The sequence below is a fragment of the Paenibacillus taichungensis genome, from assembly GCF_047302525.1.
GTDB classification, from domain to species: domain Bacteria; phylum Bacillota; class Bacilli; order Paenibacillales; family Paenibacillaceae; genus Paenibacillus; species Paenibacillus taichungensis_B.
On sequence record NZ_CP168020.1, the window covers coordinates 3103477 to 3122484 of the forward strand.

A 19008-nucleotide genomic window follows, 5' to 3' on the forward strand; every position below is an offset into this window, starting at 1 on the left:
ATAGAAGTGTGGTGACGAACACAGATGATGACTGAAGAGATTCAGGAGCAATACGCCGATGAGCTTGAAGCTTTTCATATATGGATGAAAGATGCGGGCTACACGGGACATACGGTAAAATCATACACAGGTGACGTTGCTGAATTTCTCATCTCTATTAATGGAAAGTCACTGGAGCAGGTCAAAAAACTTCATGTTTTATCCTTCTTGTCCCGAGCTCGGGAAAGAGGGGTAAGTGACTCTACGCGGAATCGGAAACACGCAGCTGTGAACTGTTTTTATAAGTCATTGATTGAGCTTGAACTGGTGACCAATAACCCCGCTTTCGGAATCAAGAAATCCAAAACCGAGCAAAATCGTGCCCCCGTCTTCCTTGACGAAAGCGGTTTGGAACGATTTTTGCAATCGGTCGAGGGCAAGTATCGTACACGAAACCTGGCTATTTTTCTGCTCATGGGATACATGGGATTGCGGGTCGGAGAGGTTCATGCCTTGAACTGCAAAAACTATAATGCGGAACGGCGCACGCTGGACGTATTCGGTAAGGGCCGGAAATGGCGTACACTGCCTGTGCCTGAGACCGTTGCCGAACTGTTATCCCAGGCTCTCCAGGAGCGGCTGGATCCATGGCGTGCAAAGGAAGAGGCCTTATTCGTCTCGCAAAAAGGGAAACGATTGTCGATTCGCAGTATTCAGCTTATATCGACCGAAACCTTTGAACGCTTTCAGCAGGAATCGGCCTCCAATCAGCGTGTGAACTATTCCAGTCATAAACTGCGTCACTCATTCGCTACCATGATGCTTAGACGCGGAGCAGATTTGCGAACGGTTCAGGAGCTGTTGGGTCATTCCTCCATTCAAACCACCACGGTATACACCCACGTAACCAGCCGCGAGAAGGAGGAAGCGATGGCCTTGCTGGATGTCAAACTTCCCGCGTTTGTGGCGGATATGTAAGAGATAAGCTTCAGTTATATATAGAAGGAAGTAATGATAGAGAAGCCTGTCCACGTGACAGGTTTTTTTGTAATTTCATGTAGAGGAGTGTTAATACATTTAATGGGAATATGAGAGGTGAATACTAATTTTAAATAAATCTGTTTTTTTTATTAACGGAACAATTATTATGTAAACTTAAATATGAAATCAATTTTTATTTTGCTATAATTAATACTTGTTTATAACAAGACCAAAGGACCACTCGCATCTTCATAAGGAAGATACAGGTGGTCCTTTAGTTATACAACCTTTACGCTATTTGCTTATGATAAAATAACGTGATTAGACAAACACCTGGATTTACTCCAGTCCGGCAATCTGTTCCTTCAATTTGTTAGCAGAGGCTTGGAAAGCGACTTTCTCCGTCTCATTCAAAGGAAGTGGAAGAATCTCACGTACGCCGTTGCGATCAACTACACATGGAACACCCAGATATACATCGGATACGCCATTGTAATCTTCCAGCAATGTGGAAACGTTCAGTACGGAGCCTTCATTGCCGAGAATGGCAGCCACAATACGGTCCAAAGCGAGCGCAATTGCATAGGAAGTGGCACCTTTGGCATTAATAATCTCATAAGCCGCATTTTTGGTCCGGTCGAAGATATCTTGTTGTGTTTCTTCATCCAGCTCCAGATCCGTTCCAGCAACGTTGGCGAGACTCCATACCGGTACTTCGGAATCGCCATGCTCCCCAATAATATGGGCGTGAATGCTTCGTGGATCAATTCCTTTGTTTTTACCAATCAGGTAACGGAAACGTGCACTGTCCAGTAACGTACCAGAACCAATCACACGAGAAGCGGGCCAACCGCTTTGTTTCCACGAGGTATAGGACAAAATATCTACAGGATTCGTTGCAATCAAAAGAATACCATGGGAATTAACTTCAGTAATACGTTCAATGATCTCTTTGAAAATACTTGCATTTTTCTTCAGAAGATCAATGCGAGTCTCTCCTGGTTTTTGGGAAGCACCCGCAGTAATAATAATGATGTCTGCGTCTTTGCAGTCGGAGTAATCGCCTGCCCATACTTTAACGCCTCCGGTAAATGGGAGACCGTGGTTCATATCCAGCATTTCGCCGGTAGCCTTATCATGATTCACATCCACAAATACCAACTCGGACGAACGCTGTCTTAACATCAGCGTGTATCCCGTTGTTGTTCCCACCGCACCCATGCCTACAATAACGACACGACTTGGTTTGAGCGCTGCACTGTTTACCATTTTCATATCCTCTCCTTTTTGGGGTATACTTCCAATCCATATTAAGGGATAAGCCTGTGAAAAGCGAGCCATGTCTATAAACTTTCTCACATTTCATGTCTATTTGCGGAAGATTTCGTCGAAAACCCGGTTTATATTCCCTAGAAGAAACAGATGCAGCAAAAAAACGCTGCCGGCTTCCAGAGAGTGGAGATGAACCTTTTCGACATCGTTTGTGGTAGAATAGGAGCAGTGGATTCAGATGAATCGTAAATACAACATGAATGGACAGGCATGCGCGCCTGCTTATTGGATGAGAGAGGTGGAAACCACTTGCGTTCGCAATGGATCAAAATCGCGCAGACAGCACTGCTGTCTATCGGTATAGCTGCACTGCTGGCGGCTTGCACCGATTCGGGAGAGACCCCGGTGGCAGAGCCGCCGCAGGAGCGAGAAGATAACGGGAATATGGGCCAGACATTAACTGTTGTTCCCCCTGCAAACAGTACACAAGCTGCGGATACAGCCAAATATCAAATTCAGACCCGGTTAACGGATTTCCAGTTGCTTAATGGTAACGGTGGATTAGCATGGGGAGTGACGCGGAACGCCCTGCGTCTGTATTATACTCAGGATCAGGGAAGTACTTGGACCAACATCTCACCTTCGGAAAATGTACAGTTTCCGGCTAATCCGCAATATGGACAAAGCATTTATTTTGTAGATAGTACACATGGATGGATTGTTCGTGAAGGAATGGGCGGAACAGATACGATGGTGCTGCGCACGAACAACGGAGGAGCGAGTTGGAGCCTGTCCTCCTTGTCGAAGACGGATAAGGTGACGGCCATTACATTTGTTTCTCCTGAGAAAGGCTGGATACTGACAACAGTGGATACTTCCATTGGCAAGCAAGACAAGAAACTGTATCTTACCGAAGATGGCGGTATTACCTGGAATCAGATGACTTCGAGTGACGAAGATGGTAAACCAGCATCTGCAGAGATCCCTACACGGGGTTATTCCACTGGGATGACTTTCTCGGACTCGGATCACGGGTTCTTGACCGCTCTAGAGTTCGGTACGCCGAAATTGTACGTTACATCGGACGGTGGCCAACATTGGAAGGCGGGCCCGTCGTTCTTTGACCGAAACAAATTTAACGGATGTGGTAATTTTAACATCAGCTCGCCACAGTTTTTTGGACGGGAAGCTCAAACAGCCTGGATGTCGATATCCTGTTCTCAAGGGGAAAGCACCAAGTTCAACGGGTTTTTCACAACAAATGGCGGAGAGAGCTGGCAGTTATCAACGTTCAGTCTGAATAAACAAACCGGAATCAATCGCGGTCTGACTCCTACATTTCTGAACCCCTTGGAAGGCTGGGTCATGCAGAAAGGCAAGACTTATTACACCAAAGATGCCGGCAAGACCTGGAAGGCACTTCCTGTAAGTGAAGTATTGGAAAACATTCTCAAAGAGTACCCGGAGATCGTCAAGCTCCAAATGGTTTCTTCGAAACTAGGCTGGATTTTGGTCGAAAATACGGATACCAAAAGATCACTGTTGCTGCAAACCGTTGACGGCGGTGTGCGTTGGAAAGTACTATAATTGCGTTGAAGTAGAACGTGACTAGAAGAGAAACCTGCGGGTTTCTTTTCTTTTTAATTACTTTGTGAATTAAATCACAATAAATCCCTTCAAATGATGTTATATTGAATTCAAGAAGAGATGGGAGTGATGAACATGAGAACGAATGAACAAGCTCAATTCACGCAGGCGGACGAGTTAACCAGATACATGCTCCAATTATGCTACACATGTGATGATGCCAACCGTTGTACCACTGAGGAAGAAGTTAAAGCTTGTATGGCTAAGTACGAACAGGCAGATGAACCGGTACAGACGGATGGTGGAGAAGTAACCCGCGGATTTATGGAACTGATGTACGCTTAAAATCCAAGTAGACGGAAAAAAATACTGCTTTATCAACGATTGGCCCCCGATTGGGGGCGTTTTTTATTGGAAAACGAAGAAAGCAGGGATTTTTTATCAACCAAGGAAGCTGTCTTTTGTGGTCTGATCCGGGTATTACGGGAGCATTAGCGGACCCAAAACTTCTTTCCATACATTACTGTATCGCCTTTTACAGGCACCAAGAGAGTCATTTATTATACCACTCGCAGGCTCGCGATAACTTCTTTAACCCTAACGGAAACTCTCAGATGCCTATTGTACTGATCGGAAACTTTGTTACTGTTACAATGTTTGCTCCGGATAATCTGGCTGCAGTATGGATGCATACAACACCCCCAGGGGAAGCTAGAGGTTTATTTTGGAACTTAATCACTTTCAAATAATTCAGAATTTACATATCAATTGTAAAAAAAATTTCTGCTGGCTTAATGTTTGATAATAGCCTTTTTTATTTTTGTTTCACATTCGCCTTGTCAATAAATCCAAAAATTGAATACTTTAAGACATACCACAAATGAGGAGGAAAACGCATGAGTGAAGTTGGTTATGAGGAAAGAAGATATGGTGGAGGGTATGGTGGTTTCACGTCCATCGGTGCAATTCTGGTACTCTTTATCTTGTTGGTCATCATCTCTAAAGCATTCTTAGTTTAATTCTTCAGCTTTAAAAAGAGCTCTGCTACCCAGGCAGAGCTCTTTTGAGTTTTGTCCCAGAGGGGGGATCTAAGTCAACAATTATCGATCTGAATGGTCGGATACTCTTTTGCGCATTCCAGCTAGACCTAGTAAACCAAGCAAGCCCAGCCAGCCCCAATCCATACGCTTACCGTCATCTGTTGAATTTGCTCTTACACTGTTTGGATTATAATTGGAGCTGTTGTAATGGTACGTATTATTGTCACGACCATCAACAGTAGCTTCATTTACATTTTGAGCCGATGCAGGAACAGCTAAAGCTGCAAACAGCAATATTGAAGCAAAAGCAGTTGTTACTCGTTTCTTCATGAAAATAACCTCCTGAAAGCGTGATGAATTTAATTTCTCCAAAAATCAGTTCATTATTCCATTGTGAATTTTTCAGTGTTTTTGAATATGTTGTTATTTAATTAGGAACTATATATCTGGTGGAAAATAAATATTGAAGGAGCGGTTTTGATGGGAATATTAAGTGGAAATCCAAAAAATGAACCTATGCATTATGGCGAAATCTTCAGCGTATGGCAATGTTCAACGGTTGCAAAGGGAGCTCTTTCCTTCTACCAAGCATTTCTAAATCATGCAGGAGATAAGGATTTGAAAAAAACATTGGATGCACTGATTGATCAGGCTAAACTGGAGATTAAAGAGTGTGATACCTTGCTTACTGATAATGGGATTGCTCCAACACCAGCCTTACCAGATAGGCCTCCAGTAAAACTTGAAGACATTCCTGTTGGTGCAAGGTTCACTGATCCTGAGATAGCGGCAAAAATTGCATCTGATACTTCGATGGGACTGGTTGCTTGTAGTCAAGTTATGGGTCAATCGATTAGAGAGGATATTGGAGCCTTATTTGCCAAATATCACGTTACTAAAACCGCTTTAGGCCTTCGTATTCTTCAAATGAGTAAAGAAAAAGGTTGGCTTGTTCCTCCTCCTCTTCAAGTGAAAAGACCTGAAGCAGTTGAAGCTTAAAATTTAATTGATAAACTCCCTGCTGACTATAAACGTTGGCAGGGAGTTTTTGCCGTTGGAGTAATTTTTAGTGCCGGATTAGTAAGCAACCGCATATTATGGAATCCCCTTCTCTCTACTCCAGTGTTGTTGTGAACTTCCCCAGTATACCTCCAAAGCGTATGCAAGACGGCTTAAAGATCTTGGCGTAACCGGGGCGTGGAAACTGTTTTGATAATGCCTGTATCGAGTCTTTCTTCACACACCTTAAGACAGAAGAAATTTATCGAAATAAACCAAACTGCTTCGACGATGTGTAGCAAGGTGTGTATCGTGACATCGAGTTTTATAATAACCGCCGTTGCCAAATAAAACTCGGCGAGCGTTACCCTATAGAGGACAGAGAAACATATAAGGGCTAAACTACCATGTCAGTAGCCTTTTTTTGTTAGAGATAGCTTTAAAATAGTTGTTCGTCCATACTTCAAACCAACTTCTCACGTACACTAAACTATGTTTATAGGGAGGTGTCCTGATTGAGTTGTCCAGATGAGAAAAAAAGGTGTAAGAAAAAAATTGTAACTGTACATTCTCCAAAAGGAAAAAAAAAAAATCGCCGAGTAAAAGTAATTAAAAAAATTGTACAGCTAAAGTGTCCTTCACCTGAAGTAAATGTTACTACGCCGACAGTTGTTGGGCCTACTGGTCCCCAAGGCTTACAGGGGATCCAAGGAAAACAAGGCGTAGAAGGCGTTCCAGGGCCGATCGGACCTCAAGGGCCAGCTGGAGGACCTCCGGGGCCGCAAGGACCTCAAGGGCAACCAGGTCCAGCGGGAGCAGTAGGTCCTCAAGGCGAAGCAGGACCTGCGGGGCCGATGGGCGCGCAGGGTATCCCTGGGGAACAAGGACTTGTGGGACCACAAGGTCCGCAAGGCTTGCCTGGTCCAGCCGGAGCCATCGGACCACAAGGATTTCCCGGACCAGCGGGAGCAACTGGCCCGGCTGGTGCCACCGGAGCGGCAGGCGCAACTGGTGTTGCTGGGCCAACAGGTGTTACTGGAGCAGCGGGAGTAGCTGGTGTTGCTGGACCAACAGGTGCTACTGGAGCAGCGGGAGTAGCTGGTGTTGCTGGACCAACAGGTGCTACTGGAGCAGCGGGAGTAGCTGGTGTTGCTGGACCAACAGGTGTTACTGGAGCAGCGGGAGTAGCTGGTGTTGCTGGACCAACAGGTGTTACTGGAGCAGCCGGAGGGGTTCTGGGGTTTGCCGATTTTTTTGCTCTGATGCCCCCTGATAATGCAGCTACTGTTGCTCCAGGCACGGATGTAAGTTTTCCTCAAGATGGGCCTACTAGCGGAACGACTATTTCTCGAACGGGTCCTAGTTCATTCAATCTAGCAGCAATAGGCACTTACCAAGTACTGTTTCAAGTTAGTATCAATGAAGCCGGTCAACTTATTTTAACCCTCAATGGTGCTGATTTGGCTCCAACCGTAGTTGGGCGGGCAACAGGAACGTCTCAGATTGTAGAAGTAGCTTTAGTACAAACGACTGTCATTAATTCAATACTGACCGTACGCAACCCGGCTGGTAATTCCACTGCACTGACGATTACACCTCTCGCCGGAGGAACAAGGCCAGTTTCGGCACATCTGGTTATCACGCAATTGGCATAAAGAGGGTACAAAGGGTATCCTCAGCTGGGATATCGGTCATTCATCAAGGCCGCTATCCCAGTTGGTGCCAAGGTTTTCAAAAAAGATCGATTGTATCCATAATAGTAAGAAGCAACGCTGCTCCAAAGCACTGATGAGTGGAAAGAAACGAATCTGGGTGCAGATTACAAAGCATAATGTAGTGCATTAAACGTTGAGAATAGTGCTCATTTTCGTTTGGAGGCAACCCTTCGGCATTCTGTCGGAGGGTTTTTCCCTTCAACCTTTTGGATTTGAATCAGAATAACAAGTTCCCTGTTAACGTGCATATATATTACAGAAGACGGGTCAAGACTCCGGCTGTCCTAGGTTTTATGAACGGAGGGGAGAGACATGGGCATTGAATCATCCTGGATGTTTGATTTTTTTGGAACCGTCTTTCCGGTAGTATTTGTCCTGATTATAGGTATTGTTCTTCTGTCGGTAGGGAAAGAAGTATGGAGATGGGGACGCAATAACTCAGAGCCACTGCTTACCGTACCTTCTCGTATTACCAGCAGGAGAATGCAGATGAGTCAGTCGCACTCCGAACCAGGAAGTACAGCCCGTACGCATTATTACATCACTTTTGAAGTGGAGAGCGGAGATCGTCTCGAATTCAAAGTGAATGGTGATGAGTACGGCATGTGCGCCGAGGGAGATGAAGGTCGACTCTCTTTCAAGGGAACGCGTTATGTAGGCTTTGAACGCTACAATCGTTTGTATTCAGAGCGTGTACGCGGATAAACCGGCTGGCTTGCGCCATAATGGCGTAAGCTTTTTTTAATTTCTTTTACGGACAAGCGTTTCTTAATGGGGCTAACGTGTTTTTATATAAGAAGAGACTTTATTCAATTTATGGTCCATATTCGGTGAGTTGATGTAGACTTATGTGATGAATGGACCATCCTAATAGAGGAGGAAATGATGATGTCATTTACAGATCAAGTCGTGGTTGTGACGGGAGCAGCCCAAGGAATCGGTCGAAGTGTAGCTGAGGCCTATGCGGTTGCAGGGGCTAAAGTCGTACTTGCCGACTATCAGGAAGCGGAAGGGGCTGCTGCGGCAGCTTCGATTCGCAATGAAGGCGGAGAAGCCATTTTTGTCCAGTGTGATGTACGTCAAGAGAAGGATATAACGAACCTCATTCAAACGACAATGGATGAATTCAAACAGATTGATGTGCTCGTAAACAATGCGGGTGTCTCCAGATGGAAGTCTCCCTATGAGCTAACGCTGGAAGAGTGGGACGATATACTCAATACCAATGTGCGAAGTTGTTTTCTCGCAAGCCGGGAAGCAGCGAAGCATATGAAGCACAACGGAAATGGTGGAGCGATTGTGAACATGGCCTCAACACGTGCCTTTATGTCAGAGCCGGAAACAGAGGCCTATGCTGCATCCAAAGGTGCTATCGTGGCGTTGACCCATGCGATGGCGGTCTCCTTGGGTAAGGACAAAATTCGGGTCAATTGTATCAGTCCGGGATGGATTGAGACAGGCAATGTTGAAAAATTGAAGCCAGAGGACCATGAACAGCACCCGGCAGGACGTGTAGGCGTTCCTTCGGATATCTCCCGCGCTTGTTTATATTTGTCCGATCCGAGCAATACCTTTGTCACAGGGACCAACCTGATTATTGATGGGGGCATGACCCGAAAAATGATATATGAGGACTAGTACCGGGATTTCTCCGGTCAATTGTAAACTTTTGAAAACATAGCAGAAATAAGCCCAAGTTAAGCACTTGGGCTTATTTGTTTTTGATAACTCGGTTGCTATAATAAATGTGATTTTACCACAGTACAGGAATGGAGGGAGATTATGTTCGGGAACTCATCCCGGAAAGTGTTTTGGCTATTACTGCTGATTGGAGGGATTATAATGACAGGCTTTGAATCTACTGCGGAAGCTGACGCAGATATACGAGCAGCCTGGGTATGGCAGGCCAAGTCTGTCAGTGATGGAGGAAATGAGCTGCTGGAGAATGCAGCTAAACATAAGATTAACAGACTGTATGTGAATGTGGATATGAATCTGTCAGAGGAGATCTATCATACGTTTATATCTAAAGCCAGCAAAGCTGGAATTGCAGTTGAAGCTCTTGGGGGAGATCCGTCATGGGCAGTCAGCGGTCGTGAAGGTCCGATGCTCAAGCTGGCGTCCTGGGTGAGTAATTATAACCTGGCTGCAAAGCAGGAAGAGCGATTTGACGCCCTTCACTTGGATATCAAACCTTATGTATTGCCACAGTGGAAAGAAGATGCCAAGCCGCTGGTCCAGTCCTGGGTTGTCAATATGAAGCTCTTGCTGGAACAGGTTAAACAGGCTGGGGCGGTTGAAGTGAATGTCGACTTGCCTTTTTGGCTGGATTCTTACACCGTGACGGGTAGCAGAACTACTGACGATGCGGATAACGAGTCGTTGTCACACTGGTTTATTGGACAATTTGATCATATTACGCTATTGGCTTACCGTGATAGCGCCCAAGGAAACAATGGAATTATACGTTTGGTAGAACAGGAAATGATATGGGCGGACGCCAGAAATGGTTCTATTACCGTTGGGGTAAACACCAAGCCCATGCCTGGGGAAGAGTTCACGACTTTTGCTGGCAAAGGTGCAGCGCAATTGGAGAGTGTCATAAAGGAAGTGGCATCTGCATTCACGGATCACGCTTCCTACTCCGGTTCGGCTGTGCATGACATTGTGTACTGGGGGCAGCTGGAACCAGAGGAACAGCCACCATTACCGGAGAATCCATCCAATCAACCGGAAATTCGGGGAACCTATATCTGGCAGGCTTCTCAGGTTACGAATGATGGTGGAGATCACATTTTGGAGTTCGCCAAAGAGCAAAACGTTAATTGGTTATACGTCCGGCTTGATTTGGATCAACCGTACTCCAGCTATCGCAGTTTTGTGAAACGGGCCCAGGCTCAAGGTATTGAGGTTCATGCCATGGGAGGCCATCCAATATGGGGTAAAGAGGAAAATCGGCCACGAATAAAGCGCCTGATCGATTATGTGAAGAATTATAACGCTGAATCCGAACCGGATGAACGTTTTAAGGGGATTCATCTCGATATTGAGCCATACACCTTACCTGAATGGGAAAATGATCGGGACAAGCTGCTGACCGAATGGGCTGCTAATATTGCTTATTTCCATGAAGAGACGAAAAAGGACAGTGATCTGGAAACGAGTGCCGATCTGGCCGTTTGGCTCGATACGTCCCCGTTACCGGGAAGAGACATGTCCGTCAGTGAATACATGATCACAACGCTGGATCACGTATCTCTGATGGCATTCCGTAACATTGCCGAAGGCTCCAATGGAATTGCCGACGTTGTCAGTCAGGAAATGAAAATTGCGGATCGTTTGGGTAAACCACTCCTGATTTCGGTGGAGATGAAAGAGAATTTTGAAGGTAAACATATTTCATTTTATGATAAGGGAGCAGCGGAGATGGAACGTCAGCTGGCACTGCTTCCAGATCTGTTAAGCGAGTATAAAGCCTACAAAGGCAATATCGTCCATGCTTACGATTACTGGATTCAAGCCAAGCCCTGAATAGGCAGGTTATATAGGAGATGTTATGTCTCGGGACTTCACATAGGGTGAGGTTCCGGGCTTTTTTTATGGGAAAAAGATAAAATCGTGTCACCGAATGGGCATCTGCACAATACGATATACGGTGATGAAGAGGTTCAACAAGGGAGGAAAAAGGATATGGCTGTTATTAAAGCCAACTCGGAAGACGTCAAGCTGCTCGCTAGACTGATGAGAGCGGAGGCTGAAGGTGACGGCGAACAAGGCATGCTGCTTGTAGGCAATGTGGGTGTAAACCGGGTGCTCGGCGATTGCTTGGATTTCGGTGATATTCGGGACATTAATCGAATGGTGTTTCAGAACCCGGGTGGCTTCGAGTCTACGCAAAAAGGGTACTTCTACCAAAGAGCAAGACAATCGGAAATACGCTTGGCACAGCGTGTCATTAATGGTGAACGCTTCTGGCCAGCTAGCAACTCCCTGTGGTTTTTCCGTCCGGTGGGAGAATGTCCGCCAACCTGGTATGACCAGCAAAATACAGGCCGCTTCAAGGCGCATTGTTTCTTCAGTCCGACAGGCGAAGACTGTCCAACAGTATATTAAATTTTGGGAGGAATCACAATGATTAATCAGCCATATCAACCAACACAGGTTATGGGCCAACAGGCCAATTCGCAAGTACAAGGAACTTCTTACAAAATTGGAAACGGAATGCCGATGATGTCGCCAACACCAGGCATGGTTTCACCTAGCTCCACAAGCGTACCTCCGCTCGTATCGAGCGGTGCTCCAATGACACCTACGGGTGGCGTTGTAACCACAACTGCGCCACAGTTCGAACAATCCTACATTGAAAACATCTTACGGCTCAACCTGGGCAAATGTGGAACATTCTACATGACTTACGAAGGAAACAAAGAATGGAACGCCCGCATTTTCCAAGGCATACTGGAGGCAGCTGGTCGTGACCATATCATCATCAGTGACCCGAACACTGGAAAACGGATCATTCTTCTGATGGTCAATTTTGACTATGCTACATTCGATGAGCCGTTGTTGTATCAATATCCAGGCGTGATCGGGAACTATCCGCAACAACCGAGCAGACGCTAATCTGTAGGGAAAAAAGAACATAATATAATACGGCCATACACAGGCTGCCTCGAATGTGGATGTTATTCCGCAAACGCGGCAGCTTTTCCTATATTATTAAATAGACGATAAACTAAACTAAAATTAAACATAAGCAGAAGTAACCTTTTTCTCAAAACAGGGCACTTAAAGATAAATACATCAAGCAGCAAGCGCACAGGAAGGAGCAAGACATATTGAAGACATGGATCGATGGAGCAATCCAGGGGGAAGCCGAGGCCTATGAACAACTGGTGAAGCAATTTCGTGGGATGGCACTGGCTGTCGCTTATCAAAAATTAAGGGATACGTTCCTGGCTGAAGATGTAGTACAAGAGGCATTCACGGAGGCCTTTGCGAATTTGTCCAAACTGGACAATCCTGATGCATTTCCCGGGTGGTTCAAAGTCATCGTGGAGAGACAGTGTTACCGTCTAATGAGGCGTAAGCAGCATGGCACCATCCCGGTTCTGGAGATTCAGGATGTAATTCAAGAAGAGGATCAGGCTCATAATCCTGAAGAACAGGCTTTGAAAGGAGAGGTGCATCGTCTCCTGCGAGATTCGATTTCCATTTTGCCAACTTCCATGCAGCTTGCTGTTGAACTGTTTTATTTTCAGGGCTACTCGCTCAAGGAAATGTCGGAATTCCTCGGGGTTAATGTTCCGGCTCTAAAGAAACGGTTGTATGATGCCAGATCCAGGCTCAGACGTTCATTGCCTGTGGCCGATGTGATTTCAGTATTTAGTGATCTATACGAAGGAGGAAAAGGGATGCTTCACATTATGAATGGTGACCATGCGGCAGATCGATTAAGACAAAGTGGGATTCAAGGTGAAATTCTGGTCTGGCGAGAGCTCTATACATTTGGACCGATAACAAGAAATATGAGGAATGAGAAAGATCGAAGTGGACGTGCACAATATTTGGAGCAGCACTTGGGTATTCCACAGACTGAATACTTGAAAATTAAGGAACTTGAGCAAACCTTTAGGTCATTCCAGCAATACGAAGAGATCGTCCTCTGGTTTGAGTACGACCTCTACGATCAGGCGATGCTATCGTATTTACTGTACTATTTCAAGGAACAGGACCTAAAGAATACAAAGCTGAATCTTTTATGCATCGACACCTATCCGGATATTGAACATTTTCGGGGACTTGGGCAACTTACAGCATCACAGATTGGACGTTTATCAGGTACCTGGCACGTGATGGGGGCAGAGGAAATCCAGGCTGGCAGCGAGTTTTGGGCAGCGTATGCATCATCTGACATTCAGGATCACAAGGACTACTTGCTGAAAAATACATCGGTGCTCCCTTTTGCACATGCTGCATTCAAGGCCCATCTGTCCCGTCTGCCTTCTTTATCGAACGGACTGGGCATAATTGAGCAATCCACACTGGAGGCCATAAGAGAGGGCGTGGATAGCCCGTATCCATTATTCAAGCATGTTGGAGACCAATTGCATATCTTGGGAATGGGTGATCTGGAGTACTGGGCTCATCTGAAGAGACTGACGGAGGAACCTCATGCTTTACTTCGACTAAGTGGTGTACAAGCTTTTCCTAACTTCCAGCAGCATCATGATGAATTCCGTCACGGTGTCTTGTCTTTGACCGAACTCGGTATTCAGGTGCTGAATGGAGAAGCAGATTGGGCACTATTAAGACATGATAATTCCTGGATTGGCGGTCTTCAGATTGGCGAAGGTAAAAAAGTAAACTGGCGTTGGGACACCGTTAATGAGAACGTAGTGATCCTATAGAGAGTGAGATGTCAGTAGAAGCAGAATAAAAGCAGTGGAGTGGTAGAAGCAGTAAAGCGGTAGGTAGGTGTGCTAGCTAACCCTCATCATCCATAAAATTATGAAAAAAGAGTATCCCGCCATGCCTGAGCATGGGCTAGGATACTCTTTTGTTAGTTCAACCGTTATTCTACTTGGACGCATCCAACTTCAATGCAGTTACCATCTTGCGGAACACGTCTGTATTATCAAGATAACCGGAGAACAGGCGGGACCCTGGTCCCGAGGCATTGATTGGCACATCGTCGAATGTGTGGACTTCCTGGCCTTCATCATGAGGCAAATTACCCGTGTAGTGAACACCGTCCGGATCTTTGTCCGGGTTAGCGATATACCATGTTTTGTCTTTCACGTTAGGGTCCTGAATGGTAGGGCTGATTGGCACCGGATTAGCAAGATAGTTCTCGTTGTTATCCGGCATATTGCCCCAGCCAACAGCAATCTTCCACTCGGAATCCGGGTTGTCCGGGAAGCCATCTCCGTTTGCATCCACATACGTCGGGAATTTGGAGTCAGCATATGTGCCGATCAATTCACGGAGTTCGTCACCCGATTTACCTTTGGCGGCTTCCGTGTTATACGTTCCGTTGAGGGTAAGGGAATGACCGTGGTCCGATGTGACGATAACGAGCGTATCCGGGTGTTCCTTGGCATATTCCTTAACCCGACCCACCGTTTGATCGAATTCAATCGCATCCCATACGGAGCGTTCAAAATCCATCGTGTGAGCCTGTTTATCAATCGATGCGCCTTCGACCATCAGGAAAAATCCGTTTTTGTTCTGTTCCAGCACCTGAAGAGCTGTGTCGGTCATTTCCATCAACGTTGGCTGATCGGTATCCTTGCCCACAATTTCTGCATTGTTAGGCTGAGTATACTCCCGGTCATAATAAACGTTCATGTTGCCTTTGCGGAATAATCCAAGCAATGATTTGGTAGAGGCAGACTTGTCCAGATTCGTTGCATCTGTAACGTAGGTATATCCTTCTTTTTTGAACTCCTCCACAATATTGCGTCCATCTTTGCGTTTTCCGCCGTCAGCTGCTGGAAGGAACCACTCCAGTCCACCGCCCAGAATAACATCCGGTCGATTGGCTTCATTCAGATACATGCTGGCGATCGCTTCTTGTTCCCCGCGCTTACGTGTATGTACAGCCATCGCAGCAGGTGTCGCATCTGTCACATCCGCAGTCGTTACAAGGCCGGTAGCCATGCCACGTGTCCGTTTGACCAGCTCAACGATGTTTTCCACCTTCGGATCGTCAAAAGGGTCTGGTGTATTGTCGGGGTAGACACCCTCGGCGTTTACAGCTGTTTTGTGACCGGTTGCATAAGCGGAAGCACTATTGGCGGAATCGGTGACGATGGAATCCATGCCAGACGTGGTGACCATGCCCATGGCATCCATTTGTTCCATCTCCAGCCAACCCTTGAATTTGCCTTCGTTAATACCCTTGGATACAACACGAGCGGCGGTACGAATATTGGCACTCATGCCATCGCCGATCATCAGAACGACATTTTTGGCTTGTTCACCGTTTGTCAGTGTGGCTGTGTCTTTGGAAGGATCGAACACTTGGTATACGACCCGTGAATATGTACGCTTGCCTGTAGCAGTCGTTTCGGCGGTTACCACGATGGAATCATTCTCTTTAAAGGCTACATCCCGGATGGTGTATTCTGTGCTCAGGTCGGTGCTGGTTGTCCATGTTCCGGACTTGCCGAAGTATTTGTCCGGTGACAATCCATTAACTTGGATTTTAATGTCTTTCGATTTCAGCTTGGCACCGTTCAGCTCAACCCGGAAATCCAGCTTTTGGCCTGCCAGAATCTGAGCGCGGTCGATAGGTAAAATGGTAAATGCGGCCGGGGCCGTCTGTTGCTGGGCAGATACGGGTTCAGCATGGACCTGCCAGGGGACGGCTGTTATCGCAACAGCCGCGCTGAGTAGTAGAGCATTCCATTTCATAGCATGATGGCTTTTCAATGTACATACCTCCGGAATCAAAAATTGTTGTTCTATTTGGAAGTATATAGCTGAATGATTAACTTAGCGTAAGAGAAAAGTTAAACCTAAGCAAGAAGATGCATATATTTGTTAGTAAAACGTAAAAAAAACTGCGCATTCGGTACATTTGTTAACGAAATAGCCCGTATGTATCATTTCGTTGTCATAGGACACGGATTGACTGTGTAGTGTAGAATTATATAATAAAAGAAGCATATCCTTGTTATTCGACAGAAGAAGGTGGAGGTGAACGCATTGGGAAGTTGAAACTGCATATGAGCGGCAGAATGGCAAATATCCTACATTTTCGAAGGAGGTGGACCTATTTGCCGAAGAATGACGGCGAATAGGATGATAATTTGAGTGACCCCTTACCGAGTATATTAAATTTATTTTTAATTGCTTTGCTTGTATTGATGAATGGTTTCTTTGTCTCGGCAGAATTTGCGATGGTCAAAGTTCGTGGTAGCCGGATTGAAGCCTTGGTGGAAACAGGCAATAAAAATGCGATTTATGCTTCCAATATTGTACGCAACATGGATGCTTATCTATCCGCGTGTCAATTGGGCATAACGCTCGCTTCACTTGGACTCGGTTGGCTGGGAGAGCCAGCGATTGCTCACCTGTTAGAGCCCATGTTTACCGCATTTGGAATGGGGCCGGTATACGTACACGGGATTTCCATTGCGATTGCTTTTGTTATTATTACGATTTTGCATATTGTACTCGGGGAACTTGCTCCCAAGACGATGGCAATCCGCAAATCAGAGACGATCACGTTATGGTCTGCGGCGCTGCTTACGTTCTTTTACAAATTAATGTATCCCTTTATATGGGCATTGAATGGTATGGCGAACAGCCTGCTGAGAGTGTTTCGCATGGCACCGGCCTCGGAGCATGACTCGGCGCATAGTGAAGATGAAATACGCATTCTGATGAAAGAAAGCAATAAGAGCGGTTTAATTGACAATACTGAATTGGCGCTTGTTGATAATATATTTGATTTTACGGCAACAACCGCCCGTGAAATTATGATTCCGCGGACGGAAATGATCTGCCTGAATGCCAATCAGTCCATGCTGGAAAATCTGGAAATTGCCAGTGAAAGCATGCGTACCCGTTATCCGGTTTATAACGGTGACAAAGACCATATTATCGGTTTTATTCACATTAAAGACCTGATGCGATCTCAGCTTACAGATACCATCTCGGTGATTCGGCCGATTCTCGCAGTACCCGATTCCACTCCGATCAGTGACTTGCTCAAGCGGATGCAACGTAGCAAGACACAGATTGCCATCCTGATCGATGAGTACGGAGGAACCTCCGGCCTTGTAACGCTTGAAGATATCATGGAGGAGATCGTGGGCGAGATTCAGGACGAATTTGACCAAGAGCGTCCGGCGATTGAGAAAGTGGATGAGATGGAATATTCCATTGACGGCCTCATGCTGATTGAAGAAGTTAGTGAGCGCTTTGGGCTGGATATGGACCGGGCGGATTATGATACGATTGGCGGCTGGTTATACTCCAGAGTAGAGGCCATCCCACCAGAAGTGGGGCAGTCGGTAGAGTATGATGGATATGTCTTTGTTATTCAAGAGACCGAACATAAGCGGATTTCACGTGTGAATGTGATTAAGCTGGATCTGATGGTTGAAGGCGAAGGAGCCTGATCCAAGGTATTATTTTTGGAGACAGGAAAATCGGTCTATTGAGAAGCCGTACGGTGGAATATTTCACTGTGCGGCTTTTTGTTTACTCTATAATCGTAGCATGCACGGCTGCAAACAGGGTATAATGGAACGACTTTGCAAGATAGGAGAGGTTGAGATTGAGCTATCGCATTGAGGTTGGATTTACACCTGTATTTGAATTCATGGCCAGTTTGCATACATATATTTGCCGAAAATCGCATAAAAAGATTGATTTATCTATAGCCTGGGCGCAAGAAACAGAAGGGCAGCTAACCCCTGAGCTTGCTACTGTCTTGCAAGATATGAACGTGGATGATGATTGGAAATGGATGTATCTGCTTGTCTGTTTGCGAGTGGAAGCCGAGGAGCCGGAGGATTTTATTGAATGGTTCAGCAAACGAACAGTGCTTGAGCTCCGCGACATTTTTGCCCGGTACAGCTTCCCGTATACGGACGATATCGCTGCTTTCCAAACCAAGATGACCTATGTCTTAACTGGGTGGAATGAGCAATATTTTCGCTTGCTTGATCCCGCGATCTTACAACATCTGCGCCAGGAGGTTCTGAACCGTAAGGAACAGTTAAGTCATTCTCCCCAGGAAGAGGTACTCGACGATGCGACCAACGGTTTGATGTTCCGAGATATGAAGGGTCTGGATAGACTGCTGCTTGTGCCACAATTTCATTTTCAACCGCTAAATGTCATCCTGCATTTTGGGGATACTCTGTTGTGCCATTATTCCTCCAGATTGTATATGGGAGACCATGAGTATATTCCGACTCATCATTTGCGTGTGATCCGCAGTTTGGGAGAGAAGAATAGACTGAAAATCATGCGTTTTCTGCATCAGGGACCGCGTTCGTTCATAGAAATTGTTCGTCACTTGAAGCTCTCCAAAGGAATTACTCATGACCATCTTTCCAAGCTTCGTGGAGCAGGGTTGGTCTACGCGCATTTTGAAGGAGAGAGCTTGGTTGAATATTCTCTTCGTCTGCATGCACTGGAGCAAATTTTACCGAATGTGATGAATTATCTGGAGCAATAACGTTTATCAAAATGTGGTTTTTAGAAAAAATATATTCCTCCGATACAGCCGTATGTTTGTTGTGGCCGAACTGAAATTTATTCAGGAAATCCGCGCAAAACATACGGCTATTTTATCGCTTTAAAGTGGATATTAATGGGTTTAATATAAATATTTTTTTGTGGTTCTCTATTTACAGAACTAAATGAGGTTCTTATAATAGGGCTTATCGAACTTATACCTTACTAATTTCATA

At 45.7% G+C, this 19008-nt stretch carries 17 protein-coding genes; 14 read left to right on the top strand and 3 right to left on the bottom strand.

From position 1 onward, the window contains the following. The first annotated feature begins 24 nt into the window (after positions 1-24). Positions 25-957 carry a tyrosine-type recombinase/integrase gene (locus ACDJ58_RS14035; RefSeq protein WP_413378884.1) on the top strand — a complete coding sequence of 311 codons (933 nt, stop codon included), beginning with the start codon at positions 25-27 and terminating at the stop codon, positions 955-957. Between the two features lie 342 nt (positions 958-1299). On the opposite strand, the gene ACDJ58_RS14040 is transcribed toward ACDJ58_RS14035, so the two are convergent. Then, entirely contained in the window at positions 1300-2229 is a 930-nt protein-coding gene (locus ACDJ58_RS14040; RefSeq protein WP_024632045.1) for an L-lactate dehydrogenase, read from the bottom strand. A 312-nt stretch (positions 2230-2541) separates the two neighbouring features. Between ACDJ58_RS14040 and ACDJ58_RS14045 the strand changes: the two genes are divergently transcribed. From ACDJ58_RS14045 to ACDJ58_RS14055, 3 genes are all read left to right on the top strand, one after another. Beyond that, entirely contained in the window at positions 2542-3819 is a 1278-nt protein-coding gene (locus tag ACDJ58_RS14045) for a WD40/YVTN/BNR-like repeat-containing protein (protein ID WP_413378886.1), read from the top strand. A 135-nt stretch (positions 3820-3954) separates the two neighbouring features. After that, positions 3955-4164 carry a hypothetical protein gene (locus tag ACDJ58_RS14050; RefSeq protein WP_413378887.1) on the top strand — a complete coding sequence of 70 codons (210 nt, stop codon included), beginning with the start codon at positions 3955-3957 and terminating at the stop codon, positions 4162-4164. A gap of 551 nt (positions 4165-4715) precedes the next feature. After that, positions 4716-4838 (top strand): YjcZ family sporulation protein, encoded by a 123-nt coding sequence (locus ACDJ58_RS14055; protein WP_413378888.1) that lies wholly within the window; start codon positions 4716-4718, stop codon positions 4836-4838. Between the two features lie 81 nt (positions 4839-4919). On the opposite strand, the gene ACDJ58_RS14060 is transcribed toward ACDJ58_RS14055, so the two are convergent. Further along, positions 4920-5189, bottom strand: a complete 270-nt coding sequence (locus ACDJ58_RS14060; RefSeq protein WP_413378890.1) for a WGxxGxxG family protein — start codon at positions 5187-5189, stop codon at positions 4920-4922. A gap of 150 nt (positions 5190-5339) precedes the next feature. Here ACDJ58_RS14060 and ACDJ58_RS14065 point away from each other — a divergent pair, with 150 nt between their 5' ends. From ACDJ58_RS14065 to ACDJ58_RS14100, 8 genes are all read left to right on the top strand, one after another. Continuing rightward, positions 5340-5858, top strand: coding sequence for a DUF3231 family protein (locus ACDJ58_RS14065; protein WP_413378892.1), 519 nt, complete (start codon positions 5340-5342; stop codon positions 5856-5858). 515 nt (positions 5859-6373) lie between these two features. After that, positions 6374-7513, top strand: coding sequence for a collagen-like protein (locus ACDJ58_RS14070; RefSeq protein ID WP_413378894.1), 1140 nt, complete (start codon positions 6374-6376; stop codon positions 7511-7513). Between the two features lie 372 nt (positions 7514-7885). Continuing rightward, a complete protein-coding gene (locus ACDJ58_RS14075; RefSeq protein WP_413378896.1) occupies positions 7886-8278 on the top strand; it encodes a DUF2500 domain-containing protein in 393 nt (130 codons plus the stop codon). 183 nt (positions 8279-8461) lie between these two features. Then, positions 8462-9211: an SDR family NAD(P)-dependent oxidoreductase gene (locus tag ACDJ58_RS14080; protein WP_413379666.1), complete on the top strand. Its 750-nt coding sequence runs from the start codon at positions 8462-8464 to the stop codon at positions 9209-9211. 204 nt (positions 9212-9415) lie between these two features. Then, positions 9416-11104, top strand: coding sequence for a hypothetical protein (locus tag ACDJ58_RS14085; protein ID WP_413378898.1), 1689 nt, complete (start codon positions 9416-9418; stop codon positions 11102-11104). A gap of 159 nt (positions 11105-11263) precedes the next feature. Then, entirely contained in the window at positions 11264-11686 is a 423-nt protein-coding gene (locus ACDJ58_RS14090) for a cell wall hydrolase (protein ID WP_063563952.1), read from the top strand. A gap of 18 nt (positions 11687-11704) precedes the next feature. Next, entirely contained in the window at positions 11705-12196 is a 492-nt protein-coding gene (gerQ, locus tag ACDJ58_RS14095; RefSeq protein WP_076288616.1) for a spore coat protein GerQ, read from the top strand. Between the two features lie 215 nt (positions 12197-12411). After that, complete coding sequence (locus tag ACDJ58_RS14100) at positions 12412-13983, top strand: sigma-70 family RNA polymerase sigma factor (RefSeq protein ID WP_413378901.1); 1572 nt, start codon at positions 12412-12414, stop codon at positions 13981-13983. A gap of 169 nt (positions 13984-14152) precedes the next feature. On the opposite strand, the gene ACDJ58_RS14105 is transcribed toward ACDJ58_RS14100, so the two are convergent. After that, complete coding sequence (locus ACDJ58_RS14105) at positions 14153-16009, bottom strand: alkaline phosphatase (protein WP_413378903.1); 1857 nt, start codon at positions 16007-16009, stop codon at positions 14153-14155. Positions 16010-16389: 380 nt separating this feature from the next. Between ACDJ58_RS14105 and ACDJ58_RS14110 the strand changes: the two genes are divergently transcribed. Continuing rightward, positions 16390-17706 (top strand): hemolysin family protein, encoded by a 1317-nt coding sequence (locus tag ACDJ58_RS14110; RefSeq protein WP_413378905.1) that lies wholly within the window; start codon positions 16390-16392, stop codon positions 17704-17706. Positions 17707-17864: 158 nt separating this feature from the next. After that, a complete protein-coding gene (locus ACDJ58_RS14115; RefSeq protein ID WP_413378907.1) occupies positions 17865-18773 on the top strand; it encodes an ArsR/SmtB family transcription factor in 909 nt (302 codons plus the stop codon). Positions 18774-19008 lie beyond the last annotated feature (235 nt).

What these genes read in the sequence shown, in the direction of transcription:
- ACDJ58_RS14060 (WP_413378890.1), bottom strand. Translation starts at nt 5,189, where the DNA reads ATGAAGAAACGAGTAACAACTGCTTTTGCTTCAATATTGCTGTTTGCA.
- ACDJ58_RS14090 (WP_063563952.1), top strand. Translation starts at nt 11,264, where the DNA reads ATGGCTGTTATTAAAGCCAACTCGGAAGACGTCAAGCTGCTCGCTAGA.
- ACDJ58_RS14040 (WP_024632045.1), bottom strand. Translation starts at nt 2,229, where the DNA reads ATGGTAAACAGTGCAGCGCTCAAACCAAGTCGTGTCGTTATTGTAGGC.
- ACDJ58_RS14065 (WP_413378892.1), top strand. Translation starts at nt 5,340, where the DNA reads ATGGGAATATTAAGTGGAAATCCAAAAAATGAACCTATGCATTATGGC.
- ACDJ58_RS14085 (WP_413378898.1), top strand. Translation starts at nt 9,416, where the DNA reads ATGACAGGCTTTGAATCTACTGCGGAAGCTGACGCAGATATACGAGCA.
- ACDJ58_RS14075 (WP_413378896.1), top strand. Translation starts at nt 7,886, where the DNA reads ATGGGCATTGAATCATCCTGGATGTTTGATTTTTTTGGAACCGTCTTT.
- ACDJ58_RS14080 (WP_413379666.1), top strand. Translation starts at nt 8,462, where the DNA reads ATGTCATTTACAGATCAAGTCGTGGTTGTGACGGGAGCAGCCCAAGGA.
- ACDJ58_RS14035 (WP_413378884.1), top strand. Translation starts at nt 25, where the DNA reads ATGATGACTGAAGAGATTCAGGAGCAATACGCCGATGAGCTTGAAGCT.
- ACDJ58_RS14055 (WP_413378888.1), top strand. Translation starts at nt 4,716, where the DNA reads ATGAGTGAAGTTGGTTATGAGGAAAGAAGATATGGTGGAGGGTATGGT.
- gerQ (WP_076288616.1), top strand. Translation starts at nt 11,705, where the DNA reads ATGATTAATCAGCCATATCAACCAACACAGGTTATGGGCCAACAGGCC.
- ACDJ58_RS14050 (WP_413378887.1), top strand. Translation starts at nt 3,955, where the DNA reads ATGAGAACGAATGAACAAGCTCAATTCACGCAGGCGGACGAGTTAACC.